Origin of the sequence: Rhizobium sp. NLR16a (assembly GCF_017948245.1) — a bacterium.
Lineage (GTDB): Bacteria > Pseudomonadota > Alphaproteobacteria > Rhizobiales > Rhizobiaceae > Rhizobium.
The window spans coordinates 449957-474569 of sequence record NZ_CP072867.1 but is presented as its reverse complement, the minus strand read 5'-3'; the positions used below and the strand labels follow the sequence as shown (position 1 = coordinate 474569).

The 24613-nt window shown below is 58.9% G+C and carries 25 protein-coding genes and 3 pseudogenes; 10 read left to right on the top strand and 18 right to left on the bottom strand.

The features are described 5' to 3' along the window. Window positions 1–19: 19 nt before the first annotated feature. The 5 genes and pseudogenes from J7U39_RS24505 to J7U39_RS24485 form a co-directional block, all read right to left on the bottom strand. Window positions 20–596, bottom strand: a pseudogene (locus tag J7U39_RS24505) (TOBE domain-containing protein); the annotation flags it as partial. Window positions 597–609: 13 nt separating this feature from the next. Then, the gene (locus J7U39_RS24500) at window positions 610–1119 is read right to left on the bottom strand and encodes a hypothetical protein (protein WP_210632396.1); all 510 of its coding nucleotides are present in this window, start codon (window positions 1117–1119) and stop codon (window positions 610–612) included. Then, window positions 1116–1604 (bottom strand): TspO/MBR family protein, encoded by a 489-nt coding sequence (locus J7U39_RS24495; RefSeq protein WP_210632395.1) that lies wholly within the window; start codon window positions 1602–1604, stop codon window positions 1116–1118. The genes J7U39_RS24500 and J7U39_RS24495 overlap by 4 nt, the downstream gene beginning before the upstream one ends. Window positions 1605–1664: 60 nt before the next feature. Then, window positions 1665–1889, bottom strand: a complete 225-nt coding sequence (locus J7U39_RS24490) for a DUF378 domain-containing protein (RefSeq protein ID WP_210632394.1) — start codon at window positions 1887–1889, stop codon at window positions 1665–1667. 28 nt (window positions 1890–1917) lie between these two features. Further along, window positions 1918–2403 (bottom strand): fasciclin domain-containing protein, encoded by a 486-nt coding sequence (locus tag J7U39_RS24485; protein ID WP_210632393.1) that lies wholly within the window; start codon window positions 2401–2403, stop codon window positions 1918–1920. Between the two features lie 160 nt (window positions 2404–2563). On the opposite strand from J7U39_RS24485, the gene J7U39_RS24480 reads away from it, so the two are divergent. Beyond that, window positions 2564–3148 (top strand): XRE family transcriptional regulator, encoded by a 585-nt coding sequence (locus J7U39_RS24480; protein WP_210632392.1) that lies wholly within the window; start codon window positions 2564–2566, stop codon window positions 3146–3148. Between the two features lie 9 nt (window positions 3149–3157). On the opposite strand, the pseudogene J7U39_RS24475 reads toward J7U39_RS24480, so the two are convergent. The 6 genes and pseudogenes from J7U39_RS24475 to J7U39_RS24450 all read right to left on the bottom strand — a co-directional run. Continuing rightward, window positions 3158–3306 (bottom strand): annotated as a pseudogene (locus tag J7U39_RS24475) (aminoglycoside phosphotransferase); the annotation flags it as partial. Window positions 3307–3339: 33 nt separating this feature from the next. Beyond that, complete coding sequence (gene ugpC / locus J7U39_RS24470; protein WP_210632391.1) at window positions 3340–4473, bottom strand: sn-glycerol-3-phosphate ABC transporter ATP-binding protein UgpC; 1134 nt, start codon at window positions 4471–4473, stop codon at window positions 3340–3342. Between the two features lie 153 nt (window positions 4474–4626). Continuing rightward, window positions 4627–5832: an ABC transporter substrate-binding protein gene (locus tag J7U39_RS24465; protein WP_210632663.1), complete on the bottom strand. Its 1206-nt coding sequence runs from the start codon at window positions 5830–5832 to the stop codon at window positions 4627–4629. A 73-nt stretch (window positions 5833–5905) separates the two neighbouring features. Beyond that, on the bottom strand, window positions 5906–6763 hold the full coding sequence (locus J7U39_RS24460; RefSeq protein WP_004672438.1) for a carbohydrate ABC transporter permease: 858 nt from the start codon (window positions 6761–6763) through the stop codon (window positions 5906–5908). Beyond that, window positions 6760–7644 carry a sugar ABC transporter permease gene (locus tag J7U39_RS24455; protein ID WP_097601388.1) on the bottom strand — a complete coding sequence of 295 codons (885 nt, stop codon included), beginning with the start codon at window positions 7642–7644 and terminating at the stop codon, window positions 6760–6762. Before J7U39_RS24455 ends, J7U39_RS24460 begins: the two co-directional genes overlap by 4 nt. Window positions 7645–7657: 13 nt before the next feature. Beyond that, the gene (locus J7U39_RS24450; protein WP_210632390.1) at window positions 7658–8815 is read right to left on the bottom strand and encodes a Gfo/Idh/MocA family oxidoreductase; all 1158 of its coding nucleotides are present in this window, start codon (window positions 8813–8815) and stop codon (window positions 7658–7660) included. 286 nt (window positions 8816–9101) lie between these two features. Between J7U39_RS24450 and yghX the strand changes: the two genes are divergently transcribed. After that, window positions 9102–9989 (top strand): YghX family hydrolase, encoded by an 888-nt coding sequence (yghX, locus tag J7U39_RS24445; protein ID WP_210632389.1) that lies wholly within the window; start codon window positions 9102–9104, stop codon window positions 9987–9989. 56 nt (window positions 9990–10045) lie between these two features. On the opposite strand, the gene J7U39_RS24440 is transcribed toward yghX, so the two are convergent. Beyond that, window positions 10046–10486, bottom strand: a complete 441-nt coding sequence (locus J7U39_RS24440; protein ID WP_210632388.1) for a DMT family transporter — start codon at window positions 10484–10486, stop codon at window positions 10046–10048. Next, a complete protein-coding gene (locus J7U39_RS24435) occupies window positions 10483–10968 on the bottom strand; it encodes a DMT family transporter (protein ID WP_210632387.1) in 486 nt (161 codons plus the stop codon). Before J7U39_RS24435 ends, J7U39_RS24440 begins: the two co-directional genes overlap by 4 nt. Before the next feature lie 116 nt (window positions 10969–11084). Here J7U39_RS24435 and J7U39_RS24430 point away from each other — a divergent pair, with 116 nt between their 5' ends. Further along, window positions 11085–11921: a pirin family protein gene (locus tag J7U39_RS24430; RefSeq protein WP_210632386.1), complete on the top strand. Its 837-nt coding sequence runs from the start codon at window positions 11085–11087 to the stop codon at window positions 11919–11921. 230 nt (window positions 11922–12151) lie between these two features. Continuing rightward, complete coding sequence (locus J7U39_RS24425; RefSeq protein WP_064695708.1) at window positions 12152–12376, top strand: hypothetical protein; 225 nt, start codon at window positions 12152–12154, stop codon at window positions 12374–12376. 36 nt (window positions 12377–12412) lie between these two features. Here J7U39_RS24425 and J7U39_RS24420 read toward each other — a convergent pair whose 3' ends face one another. From J7U39_RS24420 to J7U39_RS32275, 3 genes are all read right to left on the bottom strand, one after another. Then, window positions 12413–14407: a glycosyltransferase gene (locus tag J7U39_RS24420; RefSeq protein ID WP_210632385.1), complete on the bottom strand. Its 1995-nt coding sequence runs from the start codon at window positions 14405–14407 to the stop codon at window positions 12413–12415. Next, the gene (locus J7U39_RS24415) at window positions 14389–15621 is read right to left on the bottom strand and encodes an HlyD family efflux transporter periplasmic adaptor subunit (RefSeq protein ID WP_210632384.1); all 1233 of its coding nucleotides are present in this window, start codon (window positions 15619–15621) and stop codon (window positions 14389–14391) included. The genes J7U39_RS24420 and J7U39_RS24415 overlap by 19 nt, the downstream gene beginning before the upstream one ends. Window positions 15622–16020: 399 nt before the next feature. Continuing rightward, the gene (locus J7U39_RS32275; RefSeq protein ID WP_184458619.1) at window positions 16021–16221 is read right to left on the bottom strand and encodes a hypothetical protein; all 201 of its coding nucleotides are present in this window, start codon (window positions 16219–16221) and stop codon (window positions 16021–16023) included. 636 nt (window positions 16222–16857) lie between these two features. On the opposite strand from J7U39_RS32275, the gene J7U39_RS24410 reads away from it, so the two are divergent. Together J7U39_RS24410 and J7U39_RS24405 are read left to right on the top strand one after the other, a co-directional pair. Then, window positions 16858–17994: an AraC family transcriptional regulator gene (locus J7U39_RS24410; RefSeq protein ID WP_210632383.1), complete on the top strand. Its 1137-nt coding sequence runs from the start codon at window positions 16858–16860 to the stop codon at window positions 17992–17994. Between the two features lie 168 nt (window positions 17995–18162). After that, a pseudogene (locus J7U39_RS24405) lies at window positions 18163–18311 on the top strand (helix-turn-helix domain-containing protein); the annotation flags it as partial. A 402-nt stretch (window positions 18312–18713) separates the two neighbouring features. Here the strand turns inward: J7U39_RS24405 and J7U39_RS24400 are convergent. Next, a complete protein-coding gene (locus J7U39_RS24400; RefSeq protein WP_210632382.1) occupies window positions 18714–19046 on the bottom strand; it encodes a GYD domain-containing protein in 333 nt (110 codons plus the stop codon). Between the two features lie 176 nt (window positions 19047–19222). Next, entirely contained in the window at window positions 19223–20248 is a 1026-nt protein-coding gene (locus J7U39_RS24395; RefSeq protein WP_210632381.1) for a LacI family DNA-binding transcriptional regulator, read from the bottom strand. Window positions 20249–20419: 171 nt separating this feature from the next. On the opposite strand from J7U39_RS24395, the gene J7U39_RS24390 reads away from it, so the two are divergent. From J7U39_RS24390 to ugpC (J7U39_RS24375), 4 genes are read left to right on the top strand one after another with little or no spacing between them, the layout of a single operon-like run. After that, complete coding sequence (locus tag J7U39_RS24390; protein ID WP_210632380.1) at window positions 20420–21679, top strand: sugar ABC transporter substrate-binding protein; 1260 nt, start codon at window positions 20420–20422, stop codon at window positions 21677–21679. Between the two features lie 60 nt (window positions 21680–21739). Further along, window positions 21740–22621: a sugar ABC transporter permease gene (locus J7U39_RS24385; RefSeq protein ID WP_210632379.1), complete on the top strand. Its 882-nt coding sequence runs from the start codon at window positions 21740–21742 to the stop codon at window positions 22619–22621. Beyond that, window positions 22614–23450, top strand: a complete 837-nt coding sequence (locus tag J7U39_RS24380) for a carbohydrate ABC transporter permease (protein WP_210632378.1) — start codon at window positions 22614–22616, stop codon at window positions 23448–23450. Before J7U39_RS24385 ends, J7U39_RS24380 begins: the two co-directional genes overlap by 8 nt. A 13-nt stretch (window positions 23451–23463) precedes the next feature. Further along, window positions 23464–24606 carry a sn-glycerol-3-phosphate ABC transporter ATP-binding protein UgpC gene (ugpC, locus tag J7U39_RS24375; protein ID WP_210632377.1) on the top strand — a complete coding sequence of 381 codons (1143 nt, stop codon included), beginning with the start codon at window positions 23464–23466 and terminating at the stop codon, window positions 24604–24606. Window positions 24607–24613: the final 7 nt, after the last annotated feature.

Sequence of the window (24613 nt, the reverse complement as noted above, 5' to 3'; positions counted from 1 at the left end):
GACGAAAAATTCCTGCGGTTACACGCCGCTCGAAGGCGATGCCGGCCTCGTCGAAAGATGGCAATCAGCGGCATTGATGCCGGTCGAAACAGGTGCGTCGGGGCGGATGCCGACGCTGCCAGGCAGCATGGCGCAGAAATTCTCTCCCTCGCCATTGAGCGAGGCGTAAGCGACCCTATTGGCGCCAAGGCGCTCGATGACCCTCGGGGTCACGGTGAACACGATATCGCCGCCGTTGAGCTGGATATGCTCCGGGCGGATGCTGAGCGTCAGGGTCTTGCCGGCCATGCCGTCGCGCAGCGTCACCGGCAGAACGGCCGTCTGCCCCTTGTAATCCACTTCGACGCCGGCGGCGCTGACGCCATGCAGGTCGCGGGGAGGAAATTCATCTTCGGGTTGCCGATGAAGCCGGCGAGGAACTGGTTCGCCGGCTTGTGATAGAGCTCGAGCGGCGCGCCGGTCTGCGAGATATTGCCGGCGTCCAGCACGACGATGCGGTCAGCCATTGTCATAGCTTCGACCTGGTCGTGCGTCAGGTAGATCATCATCACCTTCAAAGCCCTGTGCAGCTTGGCAAGCTCGATGCGCACATCGGCGCAGCAGCGGCCGTTAGATCGAGCGGCTGTCATATGCCCAATGCAGCAGAGCCTGGCGCTGGCGCGGCCGGCACCAACAATCTCCAGGCTCGCAGGCTCGGCGAAGCTGAGCGACATGGCGGCGAATGGCTTTCCAGCGGGCGATCTGTCGCTCGTCCTCGCCGGGCATGCGGCGACCTTGATAATAGCGGCAGTACCACTGGAACCAGCCACGCGGATCGTCGGGATATATCCATCCCTTGGCTCGCCAGACGCTAAGGGGTTGGCTGGCGTCGACACCGAAGCAATTCAGTGACGGATCCTTTCGCAGCGGCGATAGACGGGCCTCTGCAAACCAGCTTGCCGGGAATTCGTTACGACAATCGGTCATGTATTTGCCGCCGAACACGCCGAGCGCAAGCATCTCGGCGGGGGTCAGCTCTGGCCGGAAGTCGGGATGAAAGTTGCGGCCACTTGGTGCAGCGAGAGCGTATCGGTAGCCTTGCTGCATCCCATCATTCACGACGATCCACTGGGGTTTCATCGGGCGCCCTCCGACAGCGGTTTCGGGCGGTTACGCCGCCAGATGGACACGTTGAGTGCCGCCGCGAAACTCACCCACGTGAGGTAAGGAACAAGGAGCAGGGCAGCAGCCGAATTCGCGGGATAGAACAGGATGATCGTCGCCAGGATCGCATTCCAAAGGAGCATGATCTCCACCGCGGCCAGCCCGGGTCGGTGAAGGGCAAAAAAGATCGGCGACCACGCAGCATTGAGCAGAAGCTGGACTGCATAGACACTGAGCGGGAATGCTGCACCGGCAATGCCTGCCTCCAGCCACAGGAGCCAGCCCGACAGTCCGATCGAGGCATAGAGTACCGTCCAGACCGGGGCGAACAGCCAATCGGGCGGGCGCCATCCTGGCTTGTCGAGCTGCTTGTACCAGTCGCCTGGCCGAAAAATCACGCCGGTGGCCGCCGCAGCAAAGCTCACGGCCTGAAAGGCGACCATCACAAGAAGGGAATGCATGTCCATCCGACAAAAGGTGGAGGGAGCCGCCGACGCGGCAAGCGGGTCCCTCCAAAGGCCCTATTGGTTTTGGCGAGCAGCGAACTCGCCGGAACCCATTGCTGAAAACAGCGGGATGACCTGCCAGGCGGCTGACAGCCCCACCAGGACGTAAACGATCCGGGCGATAACCGAGCCGGCCCCGAAAATGGCGGCCACGAGGTCAAAGCCGAATAGCCCGACCAGCCCCCAGTTCAGGCCGCCTACGATGACGAGGATGAGCGTTAGTATGTTGATGAACTTCATGGTTCTTCTCCAGTTGAGGGGACGAGGGTCAGCCTTCCGGCGGCACGATCACCTTGTCGATGACATGGATGACACCATTGGAGGCAGCAATGTCGGCGGCGGTGACGGCGGCGTCGTTGACCTTGACGGTGGAGCCCTCGACGTTGACGTCGATCATTTTGCCATTGACCGACTTCGCCTCATCGATACCCGCCACGTCCTTAGCCATCATCTTGCCCGCGACCACATGGTAGGTGAGGATCGCGGTGAGCTTTTGCTTGTTTTCTGGCTTCAGAAGGTTTTCGACGGTACCGGCCGGCAACTTGGCGAAGGCTTCATCGGTCGGAGCAAAGACCGTGAACGGACCCGTTCCCTTGAGAGTGGCGACCAGGCCTGCCGCTTCGAGCGCGGTCGCCAGCGTCTTGAATTTACCCGCCTCCGCGGCAGTTTCGACGACATCCTTCTCCGCGGCGACCCCGCTGAAACTGCTGCCGAGCGTGATTGCTGCAGCGACTAAAAGGCTTCTCAACTTCATGTCATTCTCCTCTCGATGACAGGTGCGCGTTGCACCGCGCATCTTTCATTTGGAGAACGCAGATTTTATTGCCACTCAAAATTTCGTGAGCGGAAACAGAATTATATTGTAATGAAAATTATCGTTATGATAGTTTCCCGTAACGAAAAGGAGTTTACGAGTGCTCTCCGACACGCTGTCCAATGAGCTTCAGCGCTACGCGATCGGCCCGCGTATCAAGACACTGCGACTGAGAAAGAAGCTGGGGCTGGTGCAGCTGGCGGGGCATACAGGGCTCTCGCCTGCGATGCTTTCGAAGATCGAGCGCGGGCAGATGTTTCCGACGCTGCCCACGCTGCTTCGGATCGCGATGGTTTTCGGGGTCGGCCTCGATCACTTTTTCAAATCCGACAAGGAGGAGCCGCTCATCGCGGTCGTCCGAAAGCACGAGCGTCTCAAACTTCCAAGCCCGCCGGGCGAAAAGAACCCAGCCTTCCTCTTCGAAAGCCTCGATTATCCCGCTTCCGACCGCCGCATGGAGGCGTATTACGCCGAGTTCCCACTCGATTCGCCGCCCTCGGAGCCGCATCAACATGGCAGCGCCGAGTTCATTTACGTGCTCAGCGGTCGGCTTGTCATCATTGTGGACGGCAAGGAGACAGCGCTGGATGCGGGCGACGCTATGTATTTTGACTCAAGCGTTCCGCACAGTTACCGCCGGGAAGGCGAGGTAATCTCGACGGCTCTTGTTGTGATTTCTCCCTAGGCGGCCGCTGCCCTGTGTCAACCGATGCAGCTCGCGGAGCGTGTAGGCCATGCGACGCCAGTCGGACCCTGTCTCGGGCGGTCCGCCCTCCATGTATTTCATCACCCCAGACCGCTCGCGAACAGCTGGCCGTCGGTCGTCGGGATTGGCGCTGGAACGTGCATGCTTCACTGTCGAGGTATTGGATCAGCTCAAGCCGCCGTCGGATTAATCACGTTCATATCGATTTCCGTCAATTCCACCCGCCGCTCAAACGCAATCCCCGCCTCGTCGAAGAGATGGCAATCGGCGGCGTTGATGCCGGTCGAAACAGGTGCGTCGGGACGAATGCCGACGCTGCCGGGCAGCATGGCGCAGAAATTTTCCGCCTCGCCGTTGAGCGAGGCGTAAGCGACAGTATTGGCGCCGAGGCGTTCGATGACCGTCGGCGTCACGGTAAAGACGATGTCACCGCCGTTGAGCTGGATGTGCTCCGGCCGGATCCCGAGCGTCAGGGTCTTGCCGACCATGCCGTCGCGCGGCGTCACCGGCAGAACGGCCGTCTGCCCCTTGTAATCCACTTCGACGCCGTTGGCGCTGACACCCTTGCAGGACACCGGCAGGAAATTCATCTTCGGATTGCCGATGAAGCCGGCGACGAACTGGTTGGCGGGCTTGTGATAGAGCTCCAGCGGCGCGCCGGTCTGGGAGATGTTGCCGGCGTCGAGCACGACGATGCGGTCGGCCATCGTCATGGCCTCGACCTGGTCGTGCGTCACATAGATCATCGTCGCCTTCAACGCCCGGTGCAGCTTGGCAAGTTCGATGCGCATGTCGGCGCGCAGCGCCGCGTCGAGGTTGGACAGCGGCTCGTCGAACAGGAAGATCTTCGGTTCGCGCACGATGGCGCGGCCGATCGCCACGCGCTGGCGCTGGCCGCCGGACAGCATGCCGGGCTTTTGCTGCAGCCGCTGGTCGAGGTGCAGGATGCGGGCGGCGTTTTCGACCTTGGCCTTGAGTTTTGCCTCATCCATCTTCTCGACGCGCAGCGGGAAGGCGATGTTCTCGAAGACAGTCATATGCGGATAGAGCGCGTAGGACTGGAACACCATGGCGATGCCGCGCTTGACGGGCGGCAGGTCGTTGACCCTGACGCCGTCGATGATGATGTCGCCTGCCGTCGTCGCGTCGAGACCGGCGATCATCCGCAGCAGCGTGGACTTGCCGCAGCCGGAGGGGCCGACGAAGACGACGAACTCGCCATTCCTCACCTCGAGCTGCACGCCCTTCAGCACTTCATAATCGCCGTAGAACTTCTGAACTTTGTTGAGAAGAAGCTGTCCCAAAAATCTGTCTCCGCCGGCGGTCTTTGTCGCACGTTCGATCATCATTACTGCACAGGCAAGGTGCTGCAGCGTTACGCATCCGATAAGACGCGTGACGCTGCAGGGGAGGGATCGCGGATTGTTGCCTCCACGATCCCAAGGCGCGAAGCAAGCTTACTTGAAGGCTTCGATTTCGCCAGCCGCCTTCTTCAGCGCGGCCTCCGGTTCGGCCTTGCCTGTGACGACCGACTGGATCATCTCGATCATCGAGTTCTGGAAGCCCTTGTAGTCGGTGAAGAGCGGTTCCGGACCACCATAGTCGATGCCTTCGATCAAGGGCTTCCAATAGGGATCCTTGGCGACGAACTCGTCAACCTTCTTCGAGGGCCGCAGCGGGGTGAGGCCGGCGCCGCCCTGCAGCTCGTACTCCGATTGCACATCCGGCGAGGTGATGAACTTGGCGAATTCCGTCGCCTTGTCTTCGACGCCGGAGCCCTTGAAGATCGCCAGGCTGTCGGTGATCAGCAGCGTCCCGGGGCCCTTGGCGTCGGGACCGAGCGGCAGCGTCGTGATGCCCCAGTTGATCTTGGTTTCCTTCAGGCGGGAGGCAGCGCCGGATCCTGCCTGGATCATCGCAACCTTGCCGTCGAGGAAGATGGCGCGGACTTCGTTCTGCTCATAGGCCGTCGGGCCTTCCTCGGAGTAGGGGACGATATCCTTGTAGGCCTTCAGCGCGGCGAGAATCTGCGGGCTGTCGAGCGTGATCTTGCCTTCGGCATCCGTCACCGTGCCGTTGTTGGTGTAAACCCAATGCATGAACTGGTGCATGGTGTTGTCGAAGGTCTTGGCGGAGAGACCGAAGCCCGGAATGCCGGTCTTTTCCTTGATGGTCTTGGCCATCTCGATTTCTTCGGCCCAAGTCTTCGGCGGCTTCTCGGGATCGAGGCCGGCCTGCTTGAAGAGATCCTTGTTCCAGTAGAGCGCCTTGGTGGAGAAGGCGATCGGAACGCCCCACTGGTTGCCTTCGAAGGTCACCGTGTCGACGATGTGCGGATAATAAGCCTTCTTTTCGTCGTCGGTCATCGGCACCGGAACGATGAGGTCGTTCTGGGCGAATTCCTTCAGCGTACGCGAGCCGACATAGGCCATGGCAACAGGCGTGCCGGCGGCGGCGAGCGTCGTTGCCTTGTCCTGGCACTGCGCCCAGCCGACGACTTCAGGCGTGACCTTCCAGCCCGCGTTCTTTTCTTCCCACTGCTTGATGTATTTGGTGTGGACCGGATCGATCGTGTCGCCGCAATAGATCCAGCTGATTTCCTTGTCGGCCGCATGGGCAGTGACCGCGGTCAATGCCGTCGAACCGAGCAGGGCGAGCGCCATAAGGCCTGTCTTGATTGCTATGCTCACGTTGTGACTCCCAATGTGGTTGTTAGCTGTTCACTGATTATTGCTCTTATTGTTTCACCGCACCGGCGGTCAGACCGCCGACGAGGTAACGCTGAAGGAAGAAGATGACGACCATCGCCGGCGCGATGCCGACGAAAGAAGCCGCCATCAGTTCGTTCCAGATGACCTCCTGCTTGCCGAAGTAAGCAAAGAGCCCCACCGGCAAGGGCATGTATTCGCTCTTCGAGTTGAACGTCAGCGCGAAGATGAATTGCTGGGCGTAGGCGCCGATGAAGGTGGTGATGGCGACGACGATGATCCCCGGCATCGCGATGGGCAGGATGACGCGGCGCAGCGTGTAGAAGTGGCTGGCGCCATCCATGAAGGCAGCTTCGTTGAGCTCCTGGGGAATGCGGATCATATAGGTGCGTAGCAGCCAGATCGCCGAGGGGATCAGGAAGGCGACGCCAGGCACGATCATGGCGAGATAGGTGTTGAGCACGCCCATGCTGCGCATCAGCCGGAAGAGTGGGATGAGCAGCACGGCGCCGGAGAACATGTTCACCGTCAGGAAGGCGCCGAGCAGGATGCCCATGCCCTTGAATTCGAACTTGGCGAAGGCATAGGCCGCCGGAATGACGAGGCAGAGCACGATCAGCGTGACGATGATCGAAATGAAGAAGGAGTTGAAGATATAGCGCCCGAAACCCGGCACGCTGATCCACATCGTCCGGTAGGCTTCGAACGAGCCGTTCTCCGGCCAGAAGCGATAGGGCGAAGAGAAAAGCTGGGCAAGCGGCTTCAGCGATACGAGAAAACCCTCGACGAAGGGCGCCAGCACGAAGAACAGGAACACCGCGATGCCGCAATAGATCAGGATGATTTCCCACCAGCGGTAACGGTCGATCATGGCGGCACTGCTCATGCGCGCTTCTCCGGGTTGAGGCGGCGGGTGACACGGAAATAGGCAAAGCAGAAGAGCGACAGGAAGATGCAGATCAGGACGGCGCGCGCCGCCCCTTCGCCGTATTTCTTCGAGCCGATCGCGGTCTGATAGGTGTCGATGATCATCGTCGTCGTCTCGCCGCTCGGACCGCCCTGCGTCAGGATCCAGATGATGTCGAACGAGTTGAAGGTGGCGATCAGCGACAGCATCGACATGGTGATGATGGCAGGCACCATCAGCGGCAGGGTAATGCGGCGAAAGCGGTACCAGCGGCCGGCGCCATCGGTCCAGGCGGCTTCATAGAGATCCTTCGGAATGGACTGGATCGCCGCCAGGAAATAGATCGTCACCAGCGGCACGCCGATCCACACGTCGGTAACGATCGTCGCCCAGAAGGCGGTGCTGCCATAGGCGAGGAAGGCGACCGGGCCGTCGACGAGGCCGAAGCGCTGCAACAGGCCCGAGATCATCCCGAACTGGCCATTATACATCCAGCCCCACATGAAGATGCCGATCGCCATCGGCACGATCCATGGCGGCATGGTCAAAAGCCGGAACAGCGAGCGGCCCGGCACGGCGGCATTCAGCATGCAGGCGCCGAATGTGCCAATCACCATTTTCAGCGCGACGGAGAAGAAGGTCCAGACGAAGGTTCGGAGAATGACCTCCGCAAATGTGGCGTTGAAGATCTTCTCATAGTTGACCCAGCCGACCCAATTGGTGGTCTTCTTCAGCGACGCATCGGTGAAGGAGAGAATGAAGGTATCGACGAGGGGATAGGCGACGATGGCGAGGACATAAAGAACGGCCGGAAGAAGAAGGATCCAGGCGAAGATGAAGGCGCTTCTTTGAACACTCATCTTGCCGCCTTCCTCAAGCCGCTCTGGCGTGAAGGGCCTCGTCGAAGCGGTCCCACACGGGACGCAGGTCGACGACCGATTTCTTCATCCTCGCTTCGTCCATGGCAAGGGCCAGGATGCCGGCCTCGAGCGCATTCAGCGTCGAAACCGGAAGCTCGAGGCCGGTGCGCACGCTTTCCAGGAGGTCGCTCGCCATCTGTTCGTCGGCGCCGTAATGCTGGGACAGTTCGGTTGCAGCATAAGTGTTTGCGACCACCTTGTTGCCGGTCAGCTGTTCGTGCACGTTGAGATAGCCGCGAACGAAATCGCCTTCGGCCATGCCGCGCGAGCCCATGATGGCGAAGCGGCGGAACTGGTCGGGTACGTTCAGATTGGTATGGAAGTTCATGCCGACGCCATTGGCATATTCGACGATCGCCACCTGATAGTCGATGATATCGGCATCGCTGTCGAACACCTTGTCCGACCCCATCCAGCCACTCGGCTTGCGATGGAAAAGCTCGAGGTCGTTGATGCCCTCGCGCGTCGGATCGTTGGCCGGAATGAAGCTCTTGCGGCCGCCGAAACTGGCGACGCGCTCCGGCCGCGCACCGACGACACCATTGTAAAGGTCGAGGTCGTGGCAGCATTTCTCCAGCATGAAGCTGCCGGAATAGCGCTCATAGCGGCGCCAGTCGCGCATGAAGAAGGCGCCGTGATAGGGCTCGATATGTTCGGAAGCCTCGATCGACACGATCTGGCCGAGCTTGCCCTCGGCCTGGATGGCGCGCAGATCCTTATAAAGAGGCGAATAACGCAGCACGAGACCGACCATCAGCCGCTCGTGGCCGAACTTCGCCAGGAGATGGGCAAGCTCGATGCTCTCGGCGATGGTCGTGACGATCGGCTTTTCGCAGAACACCTTGAGGCCGGACTGGAGCCCGAGCCGGATGTGGTCGAGATGCAGGTGATTGGGGGAACCGATCATCAGCAGATCGAGCTTTTCCGAGGCGAGCAGCTCTTCCGGCGTACCATAGGCCTTGCCGGCGGAAATACCCTTTTCCGTCAAGCCGGGAAGGCCGGCGGGATCCGGATCCACGTAGCCGACGATGTCGAAGCTGCTATCGATCGCCTTGAAGACGTAGCCGAGGTAGCCGAGCCGGAATCCGAGCCCGATGATGCCCACTTTCATGCCGATCAAGTTCCCAACTAAGTAATTTATTTTCTTTAAGTTGAGACAAAAATTGGAGGGCGTCAATAGAAAACGGGCCTCACGCCACGGCCATGAAATTAATTTTCATAAACCGGCAGGCGGCTTTCGATTTTCATGCGGTCGACGACCGGATGCGGAAGCGCCGAATGGTTGCAACTGACGCCAATTTCGCCGGCAAGCTCACGCAGAACTCGCGAAATGTTGAAAAGTCGAGCACGCTGGCCTGTGTAGGATGGATGGGAACCGGAGGCCAGGAGGAGCCATCATGACCCGCATGACAGCCAAGGATTTCCCACAGGAACTGCTCGAACTCTATGATTACTACGCGCATGGGAGGATCACCAAGCGCGAGTTTCTCGACCGCGCCGGCAAATTCGCCGTCGGCGGCGTGACCGCGGCCGCCATCCTGGCGTCGCTGAGCCCGAATTATGCGTTGGCGACCCAGGTCGAGGCCACCGATCCGGATATCGCCGCCGAATACATCACCTACCCCTCGCCGAAAGGAAATGGCGATGTGCGCGGCTATCTCGTCCGCCCCAAAAACGCCACCGGCAAGGTCGCCGCCGTCGTGGTCGTGCACGAGAACCGGGGCCTCAACCCCTATATCGAGGATGTGGCGCGGCGCGTGGCGAAGGCCGGCTTCATCGCGCTGGCGCCCGACGGCCTCACTTCGGTCGGCGGTTATCCCGGCAATGACGAAAAGGGGCGGGAGCTCCAGCAGAAAGTCGATCCGGAAAAGCTGATGAACGACTTCTTCGCGGCGGTCGAGTTCCTGATGAAGGGTGACCTCACCACCGGCAAGGTCGGCATAACAGGCTTCTGCTACGGCGGCGGCGTGGCCAATGCCGCGGCGGTCGCCTATCCCGAACTGGCCGCAGCCGTGCCGTTCTACGGCCGGCAGCCGCGCGCCGAAGACGTGCCGAAGATCAAGGCGCCGCTGCTGCTCCACTATGCCGGGCTGGACACGGGCGTCAACGAAGGCTGGCCGGCCTATGAAGCGGCGCTGAAAGCCGCGGGAAAAACCTATGAGGCCTATATCTACCCCGACGTCAATCACGGCTTCCACAATGATACCACGCCGCGCTACGACGAGGCGGCGGCCAAGCTGGCCTGGCAGCGGACGGTCGACTGGTTTACCAAATACCTCGCTTGAGAATGCAGCGGCTTGGTGATCCGGCGGCGGGGAGGCGTTCCCGCCGGACGCCGGGGTTATTTCGGAGCGCCGGCCCTGCGCCGTCCCCGGCTGACCATCATTCCGCCTATGATGAGAACAATCCCGCCGGCATTCGCCCAGAAGGAGGCCGGCACGGCGCTGAGATAATCAAACGCCACCCCCGTGACCATCTGCCCGCCGATGATCAGCAGAGCCGAGTTGACTGCGCCGATCCGCGCAATCGCCCAACTGCCGGCCGCCACGAAGACAACGCCGAGCGGACCGCCGAGATAGGCATACCAGGGCGCCTCGGCAGCCCCCGCAGGAAGCAGGCCGCCGACGACGACACCGAGGCAGGTGAGGACGGCAAAGCCTATCGCGTGATTCCAGAAGGATGCGATCAGCGGCGTCGTCGAGATGCTCAGCCGCCCATTAAGCTGACGGCTGAGGCCGACGAGCACGCCGCCGAGGCAAGCGAGGAGAATGAAGAGCGTCATGCCGCGCCTCGCCCGAACAGGATGATCAGCGCCGCTCCCGCAACGACCAGGCCGAGCGCAACGATGTCGCGAGTATCGGGATGCCGCTTTTGCAGGCCGAACAGCCCCCAGCTGTCGGCCGCGACGCTGAAGACGACCTGGCCTGCCAGGCCGAGAGCCAAGGTGCCGGAGAGCCCGAGCGGTGAGTTGACCGCGGTCGAGGTCAGCATGACCGTTGCCGCGCCGGAAATGCCGCCGAAATAGGCCCATAAGGGCGCCTTCAAGATCTTTTCCTGCCTTGGCATTCGCCGCCGGTGAACCAGCAGGAGAAGAATGACGGCGGCGATGATGCCGGTGCCGTGAGCGGTCCAGGAAGAAAAAAGCGGATTTCCGTACCGTGCCAGCTCGCCATTGAGATGCACCATGAACGTCAGGAGCCCACCCGTGGCAAAAGCGCCGGCAAAGTAGATCGGATGCGGATTTCGTGCGGCGTCGATGGTCATTGGAGATCCCGTATGCGAATCGATTGCGGCGGATGTTTTTCAAATTGCCACTAAGGCCATTCATCGGCATCCTCAGCAAGACGTGTCGTCATAGCCTGACAGGCATGGAGGACGCGATGCTGCTCAAAGGCGAACGGACATTCCTGGTGCGGGATGCTGGCGGTTTTGTCGCGCACATCAATATGCCGGGATGGTTGAAGCCGAAGCCGACGGACCACGGCCATGGCCCTCTCGCCATGGTCGTCGAATCCATTCTCGACCCTGGCCGGCTGATCGCGATGCACGAGCACAGAAACGACGAGATCGTCTCCTGGGTGCCTGATGGCGTGATGCGTCACCAGAACCGAGCCACAGGCTGGCTGCTGATCGACCGCCATCATCTGATGGTGATGAATGCCGGGAAAGGCTTCTGGCACTCCGAGGAGACGCTGGTGACCGATCCGCCGCTGCGAATGGTGCAGATCCTCATTCGTCCGCGTGCGGTCGATCTGCAGCCCAAAATTCAATACGGCCCGATCCCCACGGTCGCGGCGAATGTCTGGCGACACCTGGTCGGCCCGGAAGGGGAGGGCGCGCCGTTTTATGTCCGCAGCGCTGTCGACATCTTCGACATCCGGCTGGAAGCGGGTGCGCGGTCGGAATTCCCGCGCAAGCAGGGCAGGGATCTCTACTTCTATGTCTTCCATGGCTCGATCACCGTTGATGGTCAGACCTTCATGGACGGCGAGCAGGGACTGCATCTGTCGGATGCCCGCCTCGACCTCGAGGCCAAGGATCCAGCCACGCTGATCGCGTTTCTCCTCTACGCAAACGCACCGGTCGCCAAGCAGGGGACCGTCGGCGACCACGAGAAGATACCGTCGGCCCTCGTCATCAGGGCGCTTCTGAAATGGAGGAAATTTCGGCAGATGTGGCGACGGTCCTCGTTAGGCGCGCTTCTGCGGCAACGGTGATTACCGCAAGTCGCTTCCGCTTTCGGCAATTGTGCGGTAGCCTGTCCGTTCGTTCACATCCAGCGGAGATTTTCGCTGGGAGCCCAGAGATGCCGAGGACGGGCGAAATTGCGATCGCCAGAGCTTCGGAACAGTGTCCGTCAGCCGTGATCCGGCTAAATGCGATTGTGAACGGAACAAGCATGCCTGCAATTGGGTTTCGAACCTTAGCGTTTAAAAGGAGGAGCATCATGCCTACGGTTGCCGCGACGCCCATCACTCCGCCCGATCAGCACGTTGTCACCGCACGCGAAGCCATCGAGCCGCTTTATGAGAAGCTCGAACTTCAAACGGAATCGCTGGTTCTTTCTGCAGCGCTCGAAGCAGGATGGTCTCCGGACGAGGCAACGGAAGCGCTGGCGGCGCTCAGACTGCAGGACGCGCTGTCCATCCTCGACGAACGATCCGGGCAATAAGTTGAAGAAGCGCGACAACCTCTCTCACGAGCCGGGCTACAACGTGCGCGTTCGCCCGAATGACCGCAACAGCAGATTAAGAGAGACGGCAACCTTGTCGATGTCGCGAACGTCCCGCGAATATCGACCGGTGTAGAGTTTTACAATCATGCTGTCGCGAGCAGAGCCGCTGAGTTCAAAATACAAGTGCAGGTAATAGGCTTGCTTGTCGCCGCCGCGACTTACGCTCCTTCGTCGTTGGGTGATCTGTCCGAGCTCCGCTTTGATCGGGGCGAAGCCAGAGAGTTTCAGCATCGCCGATTTGGATTGAAATCGGGCCATGTCCGGGACTGCAACGACCGCCTTGTCGAGTGCGAGACTGACGACTTGGCCGGGGACATCGTTGACGATGGCGGGTTCATCGAGCTTGAACGCATGAAACAGGCGCCGGGGTTTCTCAAAGCAGATGAGTGACGCAATCAGCAGGACGACAATATTGATCCCTGACCACCATGCCGCGACCGGCGAAAACTGGCCTTGTACATGCGACGTTTCCGGTACGATGTTGACCAGCAGACCAACCACGGTGATCGTGATCATGCTTGCGATCCAGGCGAAGCTGTAGCGGTCGAACTGGTTCGCCTCGTTGCCACTGCCCTTTGGCGTCACCCTGAAAGGCTTGCCAAATGGTCTCACCAGGCTGGAGACCACGGTCGGCAACATGCGGAATGTCGCAAAGGTACCGACGGCGCTGGAAACCACAGGCAGATAGCGCGTCGGCGTGATCCACAGCATGAGCAGAAAATACGCCGCCAGCAGCGGCACCTGATGAGATACATAATCGGCCATATCCGTGAAATAGAGCGGAAGCAGGCCGAACCAGAGATAGACGATGGGGACAAGCAATATAGTGAAGCGGACCAGATACTGCACCAGCCATGATGCCGGCAGGAACATGATCCGTTGAAAGAGCGTCAATCCCGGGCCGCGCAGCGGGCCATTATACAAGTACAGGGTTTGAATACCCCCCTGGCACCATCGTTCGCGCTGCACGAAATAACCGGTCAGGTTTTCGGCGGCCAGTCCCATCGATAGCCGCTCGTTCAGGTAGCGCGTCTTGTAGCCTTTGTTGAGCATCGAAAGAGTTGTCAGCAGGTCTTCTGTGATCGACTCCGTCGGAAAACCGCCGATTGCATCGACGGCCTGGCGGCGGGCAATCGAGCATGACCCGCAGCAGAAACTGACGTTCCAGGCATCTCGGCTGGGCGCGATCTCGTCAAAGAACAAACGCTGCTCGTCCGGCCAGATATTCTCCAGGCCCAGGTTTGATTGCACCGGATCGACATTGAAGAAATGTTGAGGTGTCTGGACGATACCGATGCTTTCGTCGGAAAAGAAGGGCAGGGTCCGGCGAAGGAAGTGTCGATAGGGAACAAAATCGGCATCGAAAATCGCAATAAACTCGCCCGAGCTGACCTTCAGCCCATTGTTCATATTGCCGGCTTTGGCATGGCTGTTGTCGCCGCGCGTGACGTGGATGACGTTCTTTTCTTCGCAATAGGCCTTCAGCCAATCCCGGCGTTGATCGTCAAGCACATACACATTCAATTTGTCCGCAGGATAATCCAGCGAGCGGGCGCCGATGATGGTTCGCTCGAGAACATCGAGCGGCTCGTTATAGGTGGGAATGAAAACATCGACTGTCGGCAGCTCACGCTTGTCGCGCGCAAAGAAAACACGACCCAACCTGTCGGTTTCCGCGCTCCGGTCGACATAGCGGCTCATCAATACCAGAAAAAGGATGACTTCGACGCAGGCGAGAACCTCGACGACAAAGAGGATCCAGACCCAGTAGAAACTCGCACCGTCGTTCGGATAGGGAAGCACCGTCTCGGTCAAGCGCCAGTACATGTATCGCAAGGCGAATGCTGCGACGAACGCGCAGGTTACCGCCCGTGTCCAGGTGTGATGCCGCGACCAATTGAACGGCCCCAGAAAGAAGAAGGCCATAACGAGAAAGGTCGGAACCAGCGCTAGAAGATACTGAACCACAGGCTTTTGACCCAGTTGGATACGTCGATGCCGTGCTTGGAAAACCGTACCTGCACTGTGCGCCCCACCTGGCAGGAGTTCGCAAAATCGTCGTTCATGAAAGATGGATCAAGGCGAACGCGAATGCGGGCATTACGCTCGGTCGACGGCGGTAAACTGGCGGCAAAGGAATCGGCCTCGACCGAAGCCGAACTGCCTCTGGCAGAAATGACGGTGCCTTGGAAGACATCGCTGCGGCCGAACAAGCGCACCTGCGCAACAAGCCCCGGATAGATCTCGTCATAATTGACCTCGGGAACAAGGATATCCACAAACAGCTCTCGACAGTCGAGGAGGCGCATCAACTCGTCGTTCAGCACCACGTTGGAACCGTCGACGATGCTCCTGGTCCAAATAACGCCGTCGAACGGCGCTATTGCGGTCGCGGATTCAAGGCTGCTGACGCGATCTGCCTCTTTGACCAGCTGCTTTTGAACTTCGGTGGCTCGTGTCTCATTTTCCGCGATGCGTGAGTTCAAGTCGTTGATGCGAACGACAACCTCGTCTTCACGCTGTCGCGAATAAGGCACGTCATTCTGTCCGTCGCCGAAGACAAAGATACCCTGGCGGACCGCATTGAGCCTTTGTTCCAATTGATCGACAGTCAAATTGCTGATTTCGACCTCGCCGCCAGTCGCAGCTCCGGCGGCCCGCGCGACCTCAACCAGCTTCTGCGTTAGAATGCCTTTTGACTCGAGCTCCATCCGGCGATTCAGGTCGACCTGCGCGACCAGATCCTGAGCTTGCGACACTTCGACTTTTTTCCGCAGGATTTCGACTTCGCGCTCGAGATTGGCAATGGTGGTCTGCCTGTAGATTTCCAATCTGGCAGACAATTCCTCGCGAAGTGCGGAGAGCTCCTCCCGCTCCTTTTTAAGTGCCGCGACGCGGTCGAGTGCCGTGTTGCGATCTGCCTCGAGCGAAGCGAGGATTGCACGATTGACGCGTGTATTTCGGATTTCTGCGAGGGGTTGCCCCGCCTTGACCGGGCTGCCGACCTTGAGGGGTTCTTCCGCAATCGTGCCGTCGATTGGGGCATTAACGACAGCAAACCGGGCATTGACTGTGCCATCAAGGCTCGTAAAGCCGGTAATCGTCGGCAATGACAGGACGGTCACGAGTGCCAGCAGCAACAGGCCGACGACGATGCGTGTGATGCGATGGTTCCAGATCATATTGTCATCCGAAGGTATCGCTCTGCAGCCATCCGTCGCTAGGGGACCCGGCACAAACGGATGCAACTCATTATTGCATAAATTAGCGCATTGAGAATTAGTAGACAAGTGATGGTCGTAACCTGCGACAGAAACAATTCGGCTTTGGAGCAAATGCCGCCGACGGAGGCGTGGGCATATCGATGCGGTGGTCAACCATCCCGGCGCGGCGAACTGACGTGGTGGGGTATGGGGTGATGAAAATCGCCGCGCCGCGCCTGTAATGCCGACATCTCATTAAGACAGAAACGGCCTAATTCCACGCGATCAAAGAGCGGTTCAGCTTTTCACGGAAGCACAGAACCGCTCTACTCTTTTGTGTTTACGCAATTCCGGACCCTGTCATTTCCTGGAACTGCTTTAATTCGGTCGAAGCTTTTTGGTCGCGATCAGCATGACAAGATCTTCCGAGGCGTCTGCGAGCGTCAATGCCAACTCCGCAGCCGACCATCCACGTTTCTGCAAACTGACGAGCATTTCCACCATTGCGACTTCGACTTCTCGTCTGCAGCTCGAAATCGGCTTCAATTGGATTACGTTCTCATCGCATGCGGTAGTCATCTTAGCCTCCTCTGCCACATGAAGGGCAGCGTCAAAGAAATTCGACAATGGGTGGATATGATAGGGGTTGCGTGCAAGCCTCGAGCCTTTACGCATCGACACAGATGGCCTCGGTTGCGCGCAACCCCTCGCGCGCCATTATTTGCCGATGTCCGGCCTCAGGAGCGTCTCGCATGAATCGGCACGATGGGCGGTAGAATCTCTCCTGGCGCACCCTCAGGATGATTCCTGTCGCAAGCCAAGGCTTGCGCAAATCGCACACGACTATTTCCCCGATAGTTCACGACCTATCCTCCCATGTTCGCATCTTTTGTTTTGAATAAGTGTCTTTTTACGTTGACGGCGCTTCGACACTACATTGCACCGGCAGTTGAGTATTTTGGAAATTTCCGAACGTCCTTCGGAATTAACCATTGCTTATTTAGATATATGAACGGGACGCAATTGTCGTTATCGCCGCATCCAGAAAATTATCGGTCCGTCCATTTCTGCTCGCGGATGAATATGATAAGTAGCTTATGCACGTAGAGCTTTAGTCAATTCGGTTTTGTCGGATGGCTGCGCGGTTCAGCCGCGAAAACGATTGTTTGCTTCAGTTTGAACAGCCCGGATTGGCTCTTGCGCTGGAGGAATTGGATGGTTACGGAATCTGGAGATGACCCGGCTGCGGGACAGGAATGGCCGGCGCACCTGGAGCGGCGGCGCTGGCCGCGCGAACCGTCTTCCCAGAAAGAACATCGGGTGGACGTTCCACCGGCGCTGGCGCCCCTGCGATTTTCAACGCACGAACTGCCACCGAAAGAACAGTTCCAGGCTTGGCGATCACATGTCGCGCCCCTTATGAATGTTCATCTGCCGGACGAAAAATCGGAGGGCGACGGTTTCCTTGCGGAACAGACCGGCTGGCATCTCGGCGATATCCTCATCGTTCAGCAGCGCGCGCAGGCGTGCAGCTATATTCGCGATCAGGCGATGCTGCGATCGAGCCCAATCGATCACTGGAACCTCGGCGTGCTGCGCAGCGGCCGGGCCTGGACCGAGGCCGATCGGCATGTAACCGAGACCGGCCCGGGTGAGATATTTTTCAGGTCTCTTGGTTATCCGTACCGCGGGCGGATGACCGATTCAGTCGCTGTGCTCGTCTTCCTGCCCTATGAACTGTTGACCCGTGATGCCAGCCTTCTGCAGAACGCCAACAACACCGCCTTCTCCGGTAGCCTGGCTGAATTGCTGGTCAGCTATATCAACGGCCTGGAAGCCAATCTGAGCAGCTTGACGGTGGAGGAGGTGCCGCGGATCGTACGGACGATCGGCGATATGGTCGTTGCATGCGCCGCATCCTCCACCAGTTCGGACCGCGGTCACGAACAGACCAACATGGGGCTGATGGAGCGGGCGCATCGCTATATTCACCTCAATCTTCATTCAGATAGCTTGACGCCTGAGGTCATGTGCCGTGCGCTGGGGATCTCGCGGACGCGGCTCTACCAATTGTTCGAAACGAGCGGGGGCGTCTTCAACTACATTCGCAAACGTCGGTTGCTGCAGGCCTATGCGGAGCTTACCAACCCGACCGACACCAGGCCAATCTCGGAGATTGCCGAGACCGCCGGCTTCGACGTTGCAGCCAATTTCACCCGCGCGTTCAGCCATGAATTCGGGCTCAGCCCGCGTGAAGTCCGAAAGACCATAGCAACCGAGCACCCGGCCGTTCCAACAACACGCTCCATGCGACGTGTCGGGACAACGATCGGCGACTGGCTGACGCTCTGATGTGGGAAGGCACAAGAAGTAATTTTCTGGGTATTTCAACGAATTATGTGGCAGCGGTTGCCACACGTCTTCAAGTTCCATAACACAGATTACGCCGGATTCACCTGTAGCCGGGGTGGACTCAAGGATGAAGTGCGACTTGCGAGACGCACCTACTCCCAAATCGACATGGATGAACGTCGCAGGATCGTTCGCTGGCGAGCGGCCGGCGTGAGCGCCACCGTCATTGCCGAGAAGCTCGGCCGGCATCGCTCGACGATCTTCCGCGAGCTCAAGCGGAATACTTTTGAAGACCGCAGATGCCAGATCTGAGCGGCAACTAAAAGCTCGATGCGGCAGCGTGAGGCGTCGATCGCATAGTCTCAAAGCTAAAGCCAATGGTGCCACAACCCCGCCCCGATTCTGACCTTGCAACCCGGACCAGCCGCTCAGATCGGGGCTGGTCGTCGTGCCGCGTGGCAGCCGCGAGTGACATTTCTGCTTTGCGGCTCAGCGGACATTTCAACCTGAGCGCCACAGATTCTCCACCACCACCCCCACCATTCAGTGAGTGTCGCCAGATACTTTTGGACTTCGGTCACGCACTCTTGGACACCCACAATTTTGGATTTACGCACTCTCCTGCCCGAATGGCTGACCTCTCCGCCTGTGGCGATGCCGGAACGAACCGGCAGCGGATCGAACATCCGCTGCCGAAGATCGTTCGACGAGTGGTTTCGTTATTTTGCCGGGGCCTTGTAGGCAGATGCGATTTTGCCCGCCTTTTCTTGGGCGGCCTTGAATTCCGCACCCGTGTATGCTCGCACGGTTTTGATATTCGATACTGCTCCCGATGCGCCGACGACAAGAAGCGCGGGGATCAGGTCAACACCGTCGGGGAATTCTGCGATTACCATCCAGTCGGTTTCGCCGGTCGTGACGTAGAAAGAATGCTGTTTCCCGCCTGCTGCTTCCATGATGGTACGGGCCGCCGCTTCCCGGTCCGATGGATCGGCGATCATTCCCTTCGCTGCCGCGGCTGAATAGCACCCTGTGATTATGAACAGTGGCATAGGACATCCTCCTCAACAATCGGGCAGATCGGGCGATCTGCCGCATATTCAGTATCTCACATCCAGGCGTTCACCGCGATTAGGTAAACCGGAGTAAGCCCCGGCGTAGGGCGCCCGGTCGTGCAAGAAGCTCAATGCCGCTTCTCATTCAAGGTAGGCAGCAGAGATTCTCCCGCCTAATGAGGGTTAAAGGCGACAGAGCTACGCTCAACCAGCTTGCAAGAGACAACCCGACTGCCCGGATAAATCTTCTCGCCCGCTATCAAATCGTTCAGCCACTTCGCACCCTCTCTGCCGAGATCGTAGTATGGTAACGCTGCTGTGGTCAGCTCTGGCTTCAGCGCCGTCGTGACTGTTCGAAAATCGTCAAAGCCGACGATGCTGACGTCTTGTGGAATCCGCAATCCCAGCGCCATGGCGGCAATGTAGATCTGAATTGCCATTTCGTCGTTGCCGCTCATGATCGCGGTCGGACGGTCGTCTTGTTTGAGCATTTCGGTCGCTGCCGCAAAGACGTAGTTGTTTTCTGCCCCGACAGGCCCATCCATGCCGAGGCTGATAGAGAGGTCGTTCTCTGTGAGACCGAATTCGCTTGCCGTTCGGCGAAATGCCTCCAGGCGCAGTTCGGCTCCCAATAGGATCGGATTGAGCCGGATGTAACCGATTCTGCGATGACCCCGTTCAAGGAGATACCGGGTAAGATCTCGCGCCCCCTGATAATCATCGGGCTCGATAGACGGCAGGAGCTCCCTTGTTTGCGGCCGACAATTGATCATCACCGTCGGAATGCTGACATCGCCGGTCTCCGGATCCACAATGCGGCGGTACATGGTTACATACAGGACTCCATCAATGCGATGGGACTGGAACATTTTCCAGATTTCCACCTCTCTCTCGGAAGAACCACCGGTGTTGGCTATCAGGATGGTTTTCCCGTTCGCATTGGCCCAATCTTGAATTCCGCGGACAATATCGACCGAATAAGGCGTCGTGGAAACATAATCGGTGATAATCCCAAAGGTGTTGGAACGGCTGGATCGTATGAGGCGCGCCGCCATATTCGGGATGTAGCCGAGGTCGCGAATAGCCTTTTCCACCCTCTCCCGGGTTTCCTCAGTCACGTAGGGCTCGCCATTGATGACGCGAGAGACTGTTTTATTCGAAACCCCGGCCGCTTTCGCGACGCTGACGATGCTAACCATGTCCGCCAATTCTCCTGATGCGGGTCTGTTGTAAACTACACGCATGACAACGTCGACATATTTTTCTGACAACGTCGACAATTCCAATTGACAACGTCGTCATAGCGCGCCTATGGTCCAACAATGGAACAGCCTGAGGCAAGTGCTTCCGGCGGAACAAGGGAGGAATTCATGAAAAAACTGCTTGGCGCCAGCGCGCTCGCGCTCGTTTGCATAGCGGCCTCCGCCAAGGCCGAAACCATCAATATCCTCGTGGAAGGCGGCGGCGAAATGCTGCAGAAGGCAGCCGCAGAGAAGTTTACCGCCGAGACCGGTATCAAGGTGGACTTCACCGTCGTTCCCTATCAGGGCGTCTTCGACAAGTTTTCGGCCGAAATCGCCTCCGGCTCATCGGCGTTCGATGTGGTAACGATCGACGTCGTGTGGAACGCGAAATTTGCAAGCCATGTCGAAGACCTCGCGCCGCTCTTCACCGACGCGGTTCGCAAGGACCTGCCGCCTGCCTTGCTTGCCGACGCGAAGATCGGCGACAAACTGATCGGCATGCCTGCTTGGGCCAATGCCGAAATTGTTTTTTATCGCAAGGACGTTTTCGACAAGCCGGAAGAACAGAAAGCGTTCCAGGCAAAATATGGTTATCCCCTCGCCCCGCCGAAGACTTGGCAGCAATGGCGCGACATCGCAACATTCTTCACCCGAGACACCGATGGTGACGGCAAGACTGACTTTTGGGGCACCGACACCATCGGCAGCTTCTCCGAAGAGTGGATGGCGCATGTGCTTCAGGCGGGCTCGCCAGGTGTGATCCTCGACAAGGATGGGAAGGTGATCATCGACAACGAAGCGCATAGGAAGGCGCTCGAATTCTACATCGCGCCTCACTGCATCGATCATTCCGTGCCCGAAAACGTCAACGAGACTGGCTGGGGCGAAGCTCAGAACCTGTTCTATCAAGGCAAGACGGCGATGATGAAATTCTGGGCGCACGCCTACAAGATGACGCCCGCCGATTCCAAGGTCAGCGGAAAGGTCGGCGTCGCCCCAATGCTGGCTGGCGATGCAGGAATCGCGGCAATTCCGGGTCCTTGGTACAATGTCGTTCCGTCGACCTCCCAGCACAAGGACGCGGCCAAGAAGTTCATAGCCTTCGCCATCGCCAACAATGCGCTCGGTATCGAAGCGCCGCTTGGATTGGCTGCGACGAATTCGGCCTATAACGGCTATGCCAGCAAGCCCGGTTATGAGCATTTCACGCCGCTGCTTGAGACGTTGGGCGCTCCTGCGACGCAAGGCCGTCCGATGAATGAAAAATATCAGGAATTTGTCGACGAAGCGGTTCTGCCAGCCGTGCAGCAGGCCCTGACATGCAAAGCGGACGTCGGCAAGGTCCTGACGGACGCCAAGGAAACGATCGAAGACATCCTCGACTAGTCCCTCGGCGGCGAGGAGGACGGGTGGTCCTCCTCGCATCATCAGCTTTCGGAGAGCGCCATGTCGGGTGAAGACCGATTCGTGCTGTGCATGCTTGCGCCAGCCCTCGCCATCCTTGGCTTGCTGGTCGCATACCCGGTAGGGCTTTTGGTGTTCGATTCCTTTTTTAAGGTCGACACCATTACTCCCCACATACGAGAATGGATCGGGCTCAAGAACTATATCGACGCGCTAACCTCGAAGCGTGTCGCGGAAAGCGCATTCAGAACAATCCAGTATTCGATCTTTGCGCTGTTCTTCGAATTTACCTTCGGTTTCTGCGCCGCGCTGCTGTTCACGGCGCTCCCCGGTAAATCGCGCTGGCACCGCACGATCTTCACGCTGCCATTGATGGTGCCGCCAATCGTCGCCGGCCTCTTGTGGCGCTTTCTCCTGGTCGGGAACATCGGCATCTTGAACTACGGGCTCGTCCATCTGGGCGTCATCAGCGATCCCGATGCGATTGCCTGGTTGTCCGACGAAGATATCGTCATCTATTCCGTCTCTTTCGCCGATATCTGGCTGACGACATCCTTTGTCGCCCTCGTCTCCTATGCCGGATTGACAAACATTCCCAAAGACCTGCTCGAGGCGGCGCGGATCGACGGCGCGAACGCGTTCCAGCGCTTCTGGCATGTCACGCTGCCACTGATGCGCCCGGTGATCGCCGTCGTCGTCATCGTGCGTGGGGTGGATGCGGCCAAGACCTTCGACCTCATCTGGATTCAGACGCAGGGTGGCCCCAACCACGCTTCTGAAGTGTTTTCGATGAACATCTATCAGCGCATGATGCGCTTCGGCGATCTCGGCGAGGCCTCGGCCTCCGGCACGCTGTTTCTAATCGTCATGATGGTTCTGGCTGCTGCTGCCTATTGGAAGATATGGAGGCCGGTCCATGCGTAGTGCGCGCCGCTTCAATCTCAACGGCATGGTGATCAATGCCGCCGCGCTCGTCCTCGTCCTGTCCTATGCGCTGCCTTACGTATATCTGCTCATGACGTCGATCAAGCCGGCAGCGGATGTCCAGCAGATTCCGCCGAGCTTCTTTCCCGTGGTGATCTCTTTCGAGAATTTTCGCGATGTCCTGCAATCGTCGATCCTGCCGCGGGCCTTCGCAAGCTCGCTGATGGTGGCGGTGCTGACGACCATCCTTTCCCTCGCTGTGGCGGTTCCGGCCGCTTATGTCGCGACCCACTACCGGCGCCGGATCACCACCCTGTTCCTGCTTTTCGCGCTGGTCACGCGCATGGTGCCATCGGTGTCGCTCGGCGTGCCACTGTTCCAGCTTCTTAAGTCGCTCGGTCTGCTGGATACCGTTCCCGGTCTGGTGCTCGCCCACACATCAGCCGCGGTACCTCTTGCGCTTCTTCTCATGGCAGCCTTCTTCGAAGGCGTTCCGAAGGATCTGGAAGAAGCGGCGCGCATGGACGGCTGCACCCGTTTCCAGGCCTTTCTGAAGGTCATTCTTCCGATCATGACGGGCGGAATCGCCGTCACCGCGCTGTTTACCTTCATCACGAGTTGGAATGAGTTCCTCTACGCACTGCTGCTGACGTCAGAGGCGACCAAAACGGCACCGATCGTCATTGCTGAATACAACTCCGTCTATGGCCTTGCCTGGGGAGCGATGACGGCGGCGGCCGTGCTCTATTCACTGCCCGTCATCATCGTAACGCTCGCACTTCAAAAGCAGATCGTCGGCGGCCTGACTTTCGGCGCTGTAAAAGGATGAGGGAGGCTAAGACATGGCCGATATAGAACTGCGCAACGTCAACAAGATCTACGGCAACAGCTTTCATGCGCTACACGACCTGAGTTTCAACATCAGGGATGGTGAGTTCATGGTGTTTGTCGGTCCCTCGGGTTGTGGGAAATCGACGGCGCTTCGGATGATCGCCGGCCTTGAGAGCATTTCGAGCGGCGAACTCAGGATCGGGGACAGGGTCGTCAACGATGTCGATCCCAAAGATCGCGACATCGCCATGGTCTTTCAATCTTACGCGCTGTACCCGCACAAGACCGTGCGCGAAAACATCGCCTTTCCCTTGCTAATGGCGGGGTTGCCGAAATCCGACATTGCCAGCCGCGTGGATGAGGCCGCGCGCATCCTCGAGCTGACGGCTCTGCTCGACCGCAAACCGGCGCTGCTCTCGGGCGGCCAGCGGCAGCGCGTCGCCATGGGTCGGGCGATCGTCCGCCAGCCGTCCGCCTTCCTGATGGATGAACCGTTGTCCAATCTCGATGCAAAACTGCGTGTGCAGATGCGCGCCGAGATTGCCAGCCTCCAGAGAAAACTCAACGTCACCACGATCTACGTCACTCACGATCAGGTCGAGGCAATGACGATGGGGGACCGTGTCGCTGTCATGAAGGGCGGCGTGCTGCAGCAAGTCGACACTCCCCAGAACCTGTACAGTCGCCCCGACAACGTCTTTGTTGCGGCCTTTATCGGATCGCCCTCGATGAACTTGTACGAGGCCGTTCTGAATGGAAGGACGGTGATCCTGGGCAGCAACAGTTTCGAAATTCCTGACCGGGTTTTCGAATGCCGTCCCTCGCTCAACGGTGCGTCTCACCGTCAAATCCTCCTCGGCATCCGGCCGGAGCACATGAATGACGCTTCAATCCGGCCTTCTTCGGCCGAGATCTCGGCCCCGGTCACTCTTGTTGAGGCGCTGGGTTCTGAATCCATGGTGCATCTGAATATCGATGCACCATGGGTGGACGCTGGCGACCCGGACGCCATCGTCGACATCGGCGACGAAAAAGCTGCGGTAGCCCGCTTTTCTCCAAAGAGCACAGTGCGAGCAGGTGACATCGCGCGCATCGCTGTCGATGCCGAAGAACTTCACTTCTTTGACCCGGGCACCCGCACCAGCATCTGGTGAAGGCACA

What these genes read in the sequence shown, in the direction of transcription:
- J7U39_RS24500 (WP_210632396.1), bottom strand. Translation starts at nt 1,119, where the DNA reads ATGAAACCCCAGTGGATCGTCGTGAATGATGGGATGCAGCAAGGCTAC.
- J7U39_RS24495 (WP_210632395.1), bottom strand. Translation starts at nt 1,604, where the DNA reads ATGCATTCCCTTCTTGTGATGGTCGCCTTTCAGGCCGTGAGCTTTGCT.
- J7U39_RS24490 (WP_210632394.1), bottom strand. Translation starts at nt 1,889, where the DNA reads ATGAAGTTCATCAACATACTAACGCTCATCCTCGTCATCGTAGGCGGC.
- J7U39_RS24485 (WP_210632393.1), bottom strand. Translation starts at nt 2,403, where the DNA reads ATGAAGTTGAGAAGCCTTTTAGTCGCTGCAGCAATCACGCTCGGCAGC.
- J7U39_RS24465 (WP_210632663.1), bottom strand. Translation starts at nt 5,832, where the DNA reads ATGGCGCTCGCCCTGCTCGGTTCGACGGCATTGACCGCGGTCACTGCC.
- J7U39_RS24460 (WP_004672438.1), bottom strand. Translation starts at nt 6,763, where the DNA reads ATGAGCAGTGCCGCCATGATCGACCGTTACCGCTGGTGGGAAATCATC.
- J7U39_RS24455 (WP_097601388.1), bottom strand. Translation starts at nt 7,644, where the DNA reads ATGAGTGTTCAAAGAAGCGCCTTCATCTTCGCCTGGATCCTTCTTCTT.
- J7U39_RS24450 (WP_210632390.1), bottom strand. Translation starts at nt 8,815, where the DNA reads ATGAAAGTGGGCATCATCGGGCTCGGATTCCGGCTCGGCTACCTCGGC.
- yghX (WP_210632389.1), top strand. Translation starts at nt 9,102, where the DNA reads ATGACCCGCATGACAGCCAAGGATTTCCCACAGGAACTGCTCGAACTC.
- J7U39_RS24440 (WP_210632388.1), bottom strand. Translation starts at nt 10,486, where the DNA reads ATGACGCTCTTCATTCTCCTCGCTTGCCTCGGCGGCGTGCTCGTCGGC.
- J7U39_RS24435 (WP_210632387.1), bottom strand. Translation starts at nt 10,968, where the DNA reads ATGACCATCGACGCCGCACGAAATCCGCATCCGATCTACTTTGCCGGC.
- J7U39_RS24430 (WP_210632386.1), top strand. Translation starts at nt 11,085, where the DNA reads ATGCTGCTCAAAGGCGAACGGACATTCCTGGTGCGGGATGCTGGCGGT.
- J7U39_RS24425 (WP_064695708.1), top strand. Translation starts at nt 12,152, where the DNA reads ATGCCTACGGTTGCCGCGACGCCCATCACTCCGCCCGATCAGCACGTT.
- J7U39_RS24415 (WP_210632384.1), bottom strand. Translation starts at nt 15,621, where the DNA reads ATGATCTGGAACCATCGCATCACACGCATCGTCGTCGGCCTGTTGCTG.
- J7U39_RS32275 (WP_184458619.1), bottom strand. Translation starts at nt 16,221, where the DNA reads ATGACTACCGCATGCGATGAGAACGTAATCCAATTGAAGCCGATTTCG.
- J7U39_RS24410 (WP_210632383.1), top strand. Translation starts at nt 16,858, where the DNA reads ATGGTTACGGAATCTGGAGATGACCCGGCTGCGGGACAGGAATGGCCG.
- J7U39_RS24400 (WP_210632382.1), bottom strand. Translation starts at nt 19,046, where the DNA reads ATGCCACTGTTCATAATCACAGGGTGCTATTCAGCCGCGGCAGCGAAG.
- J7U39_RS24395 (WP_210632381.1), bottom strand. Translation starts at nt 20,248, where the DNA reads ATGGTTAGCATCGTCAGCGTCGCGAAAGCGGCCGGGGTTTCGAATAAA.
- J7U39_RS24390 (WP_210632380.1), top strand. Translation starts at nt 20,420, where the DNA reads ATGAAAAAACTGCTTGGCGCCAGCGCGCTCGCGCTCGTTTGCATAGCG.
- J7U39_RS24385 (WP_210632379.1), top strand. Translation starts at nt 21,740, where the DNA reads ATGTCGGGTGAAGACCGATTCGTGCTGTGCATGCTTGCGCCAGCCCTC.
- J7U39_RS24380 (WP_210632378.1), top strand. Translation starts at nt 22,614, where the DNA reads ATGCGTAGTGCGCGCCGCTTCAATCTCAACGGCATGGTGATCAATGCC.
- ugpC (WP_210632377.1), top strand. Translation starts at nt 23,464, where the DNA reads ATGGCCGATATAGAACTGCGCAACGTCAACAAGATCTACGGCAACAGC.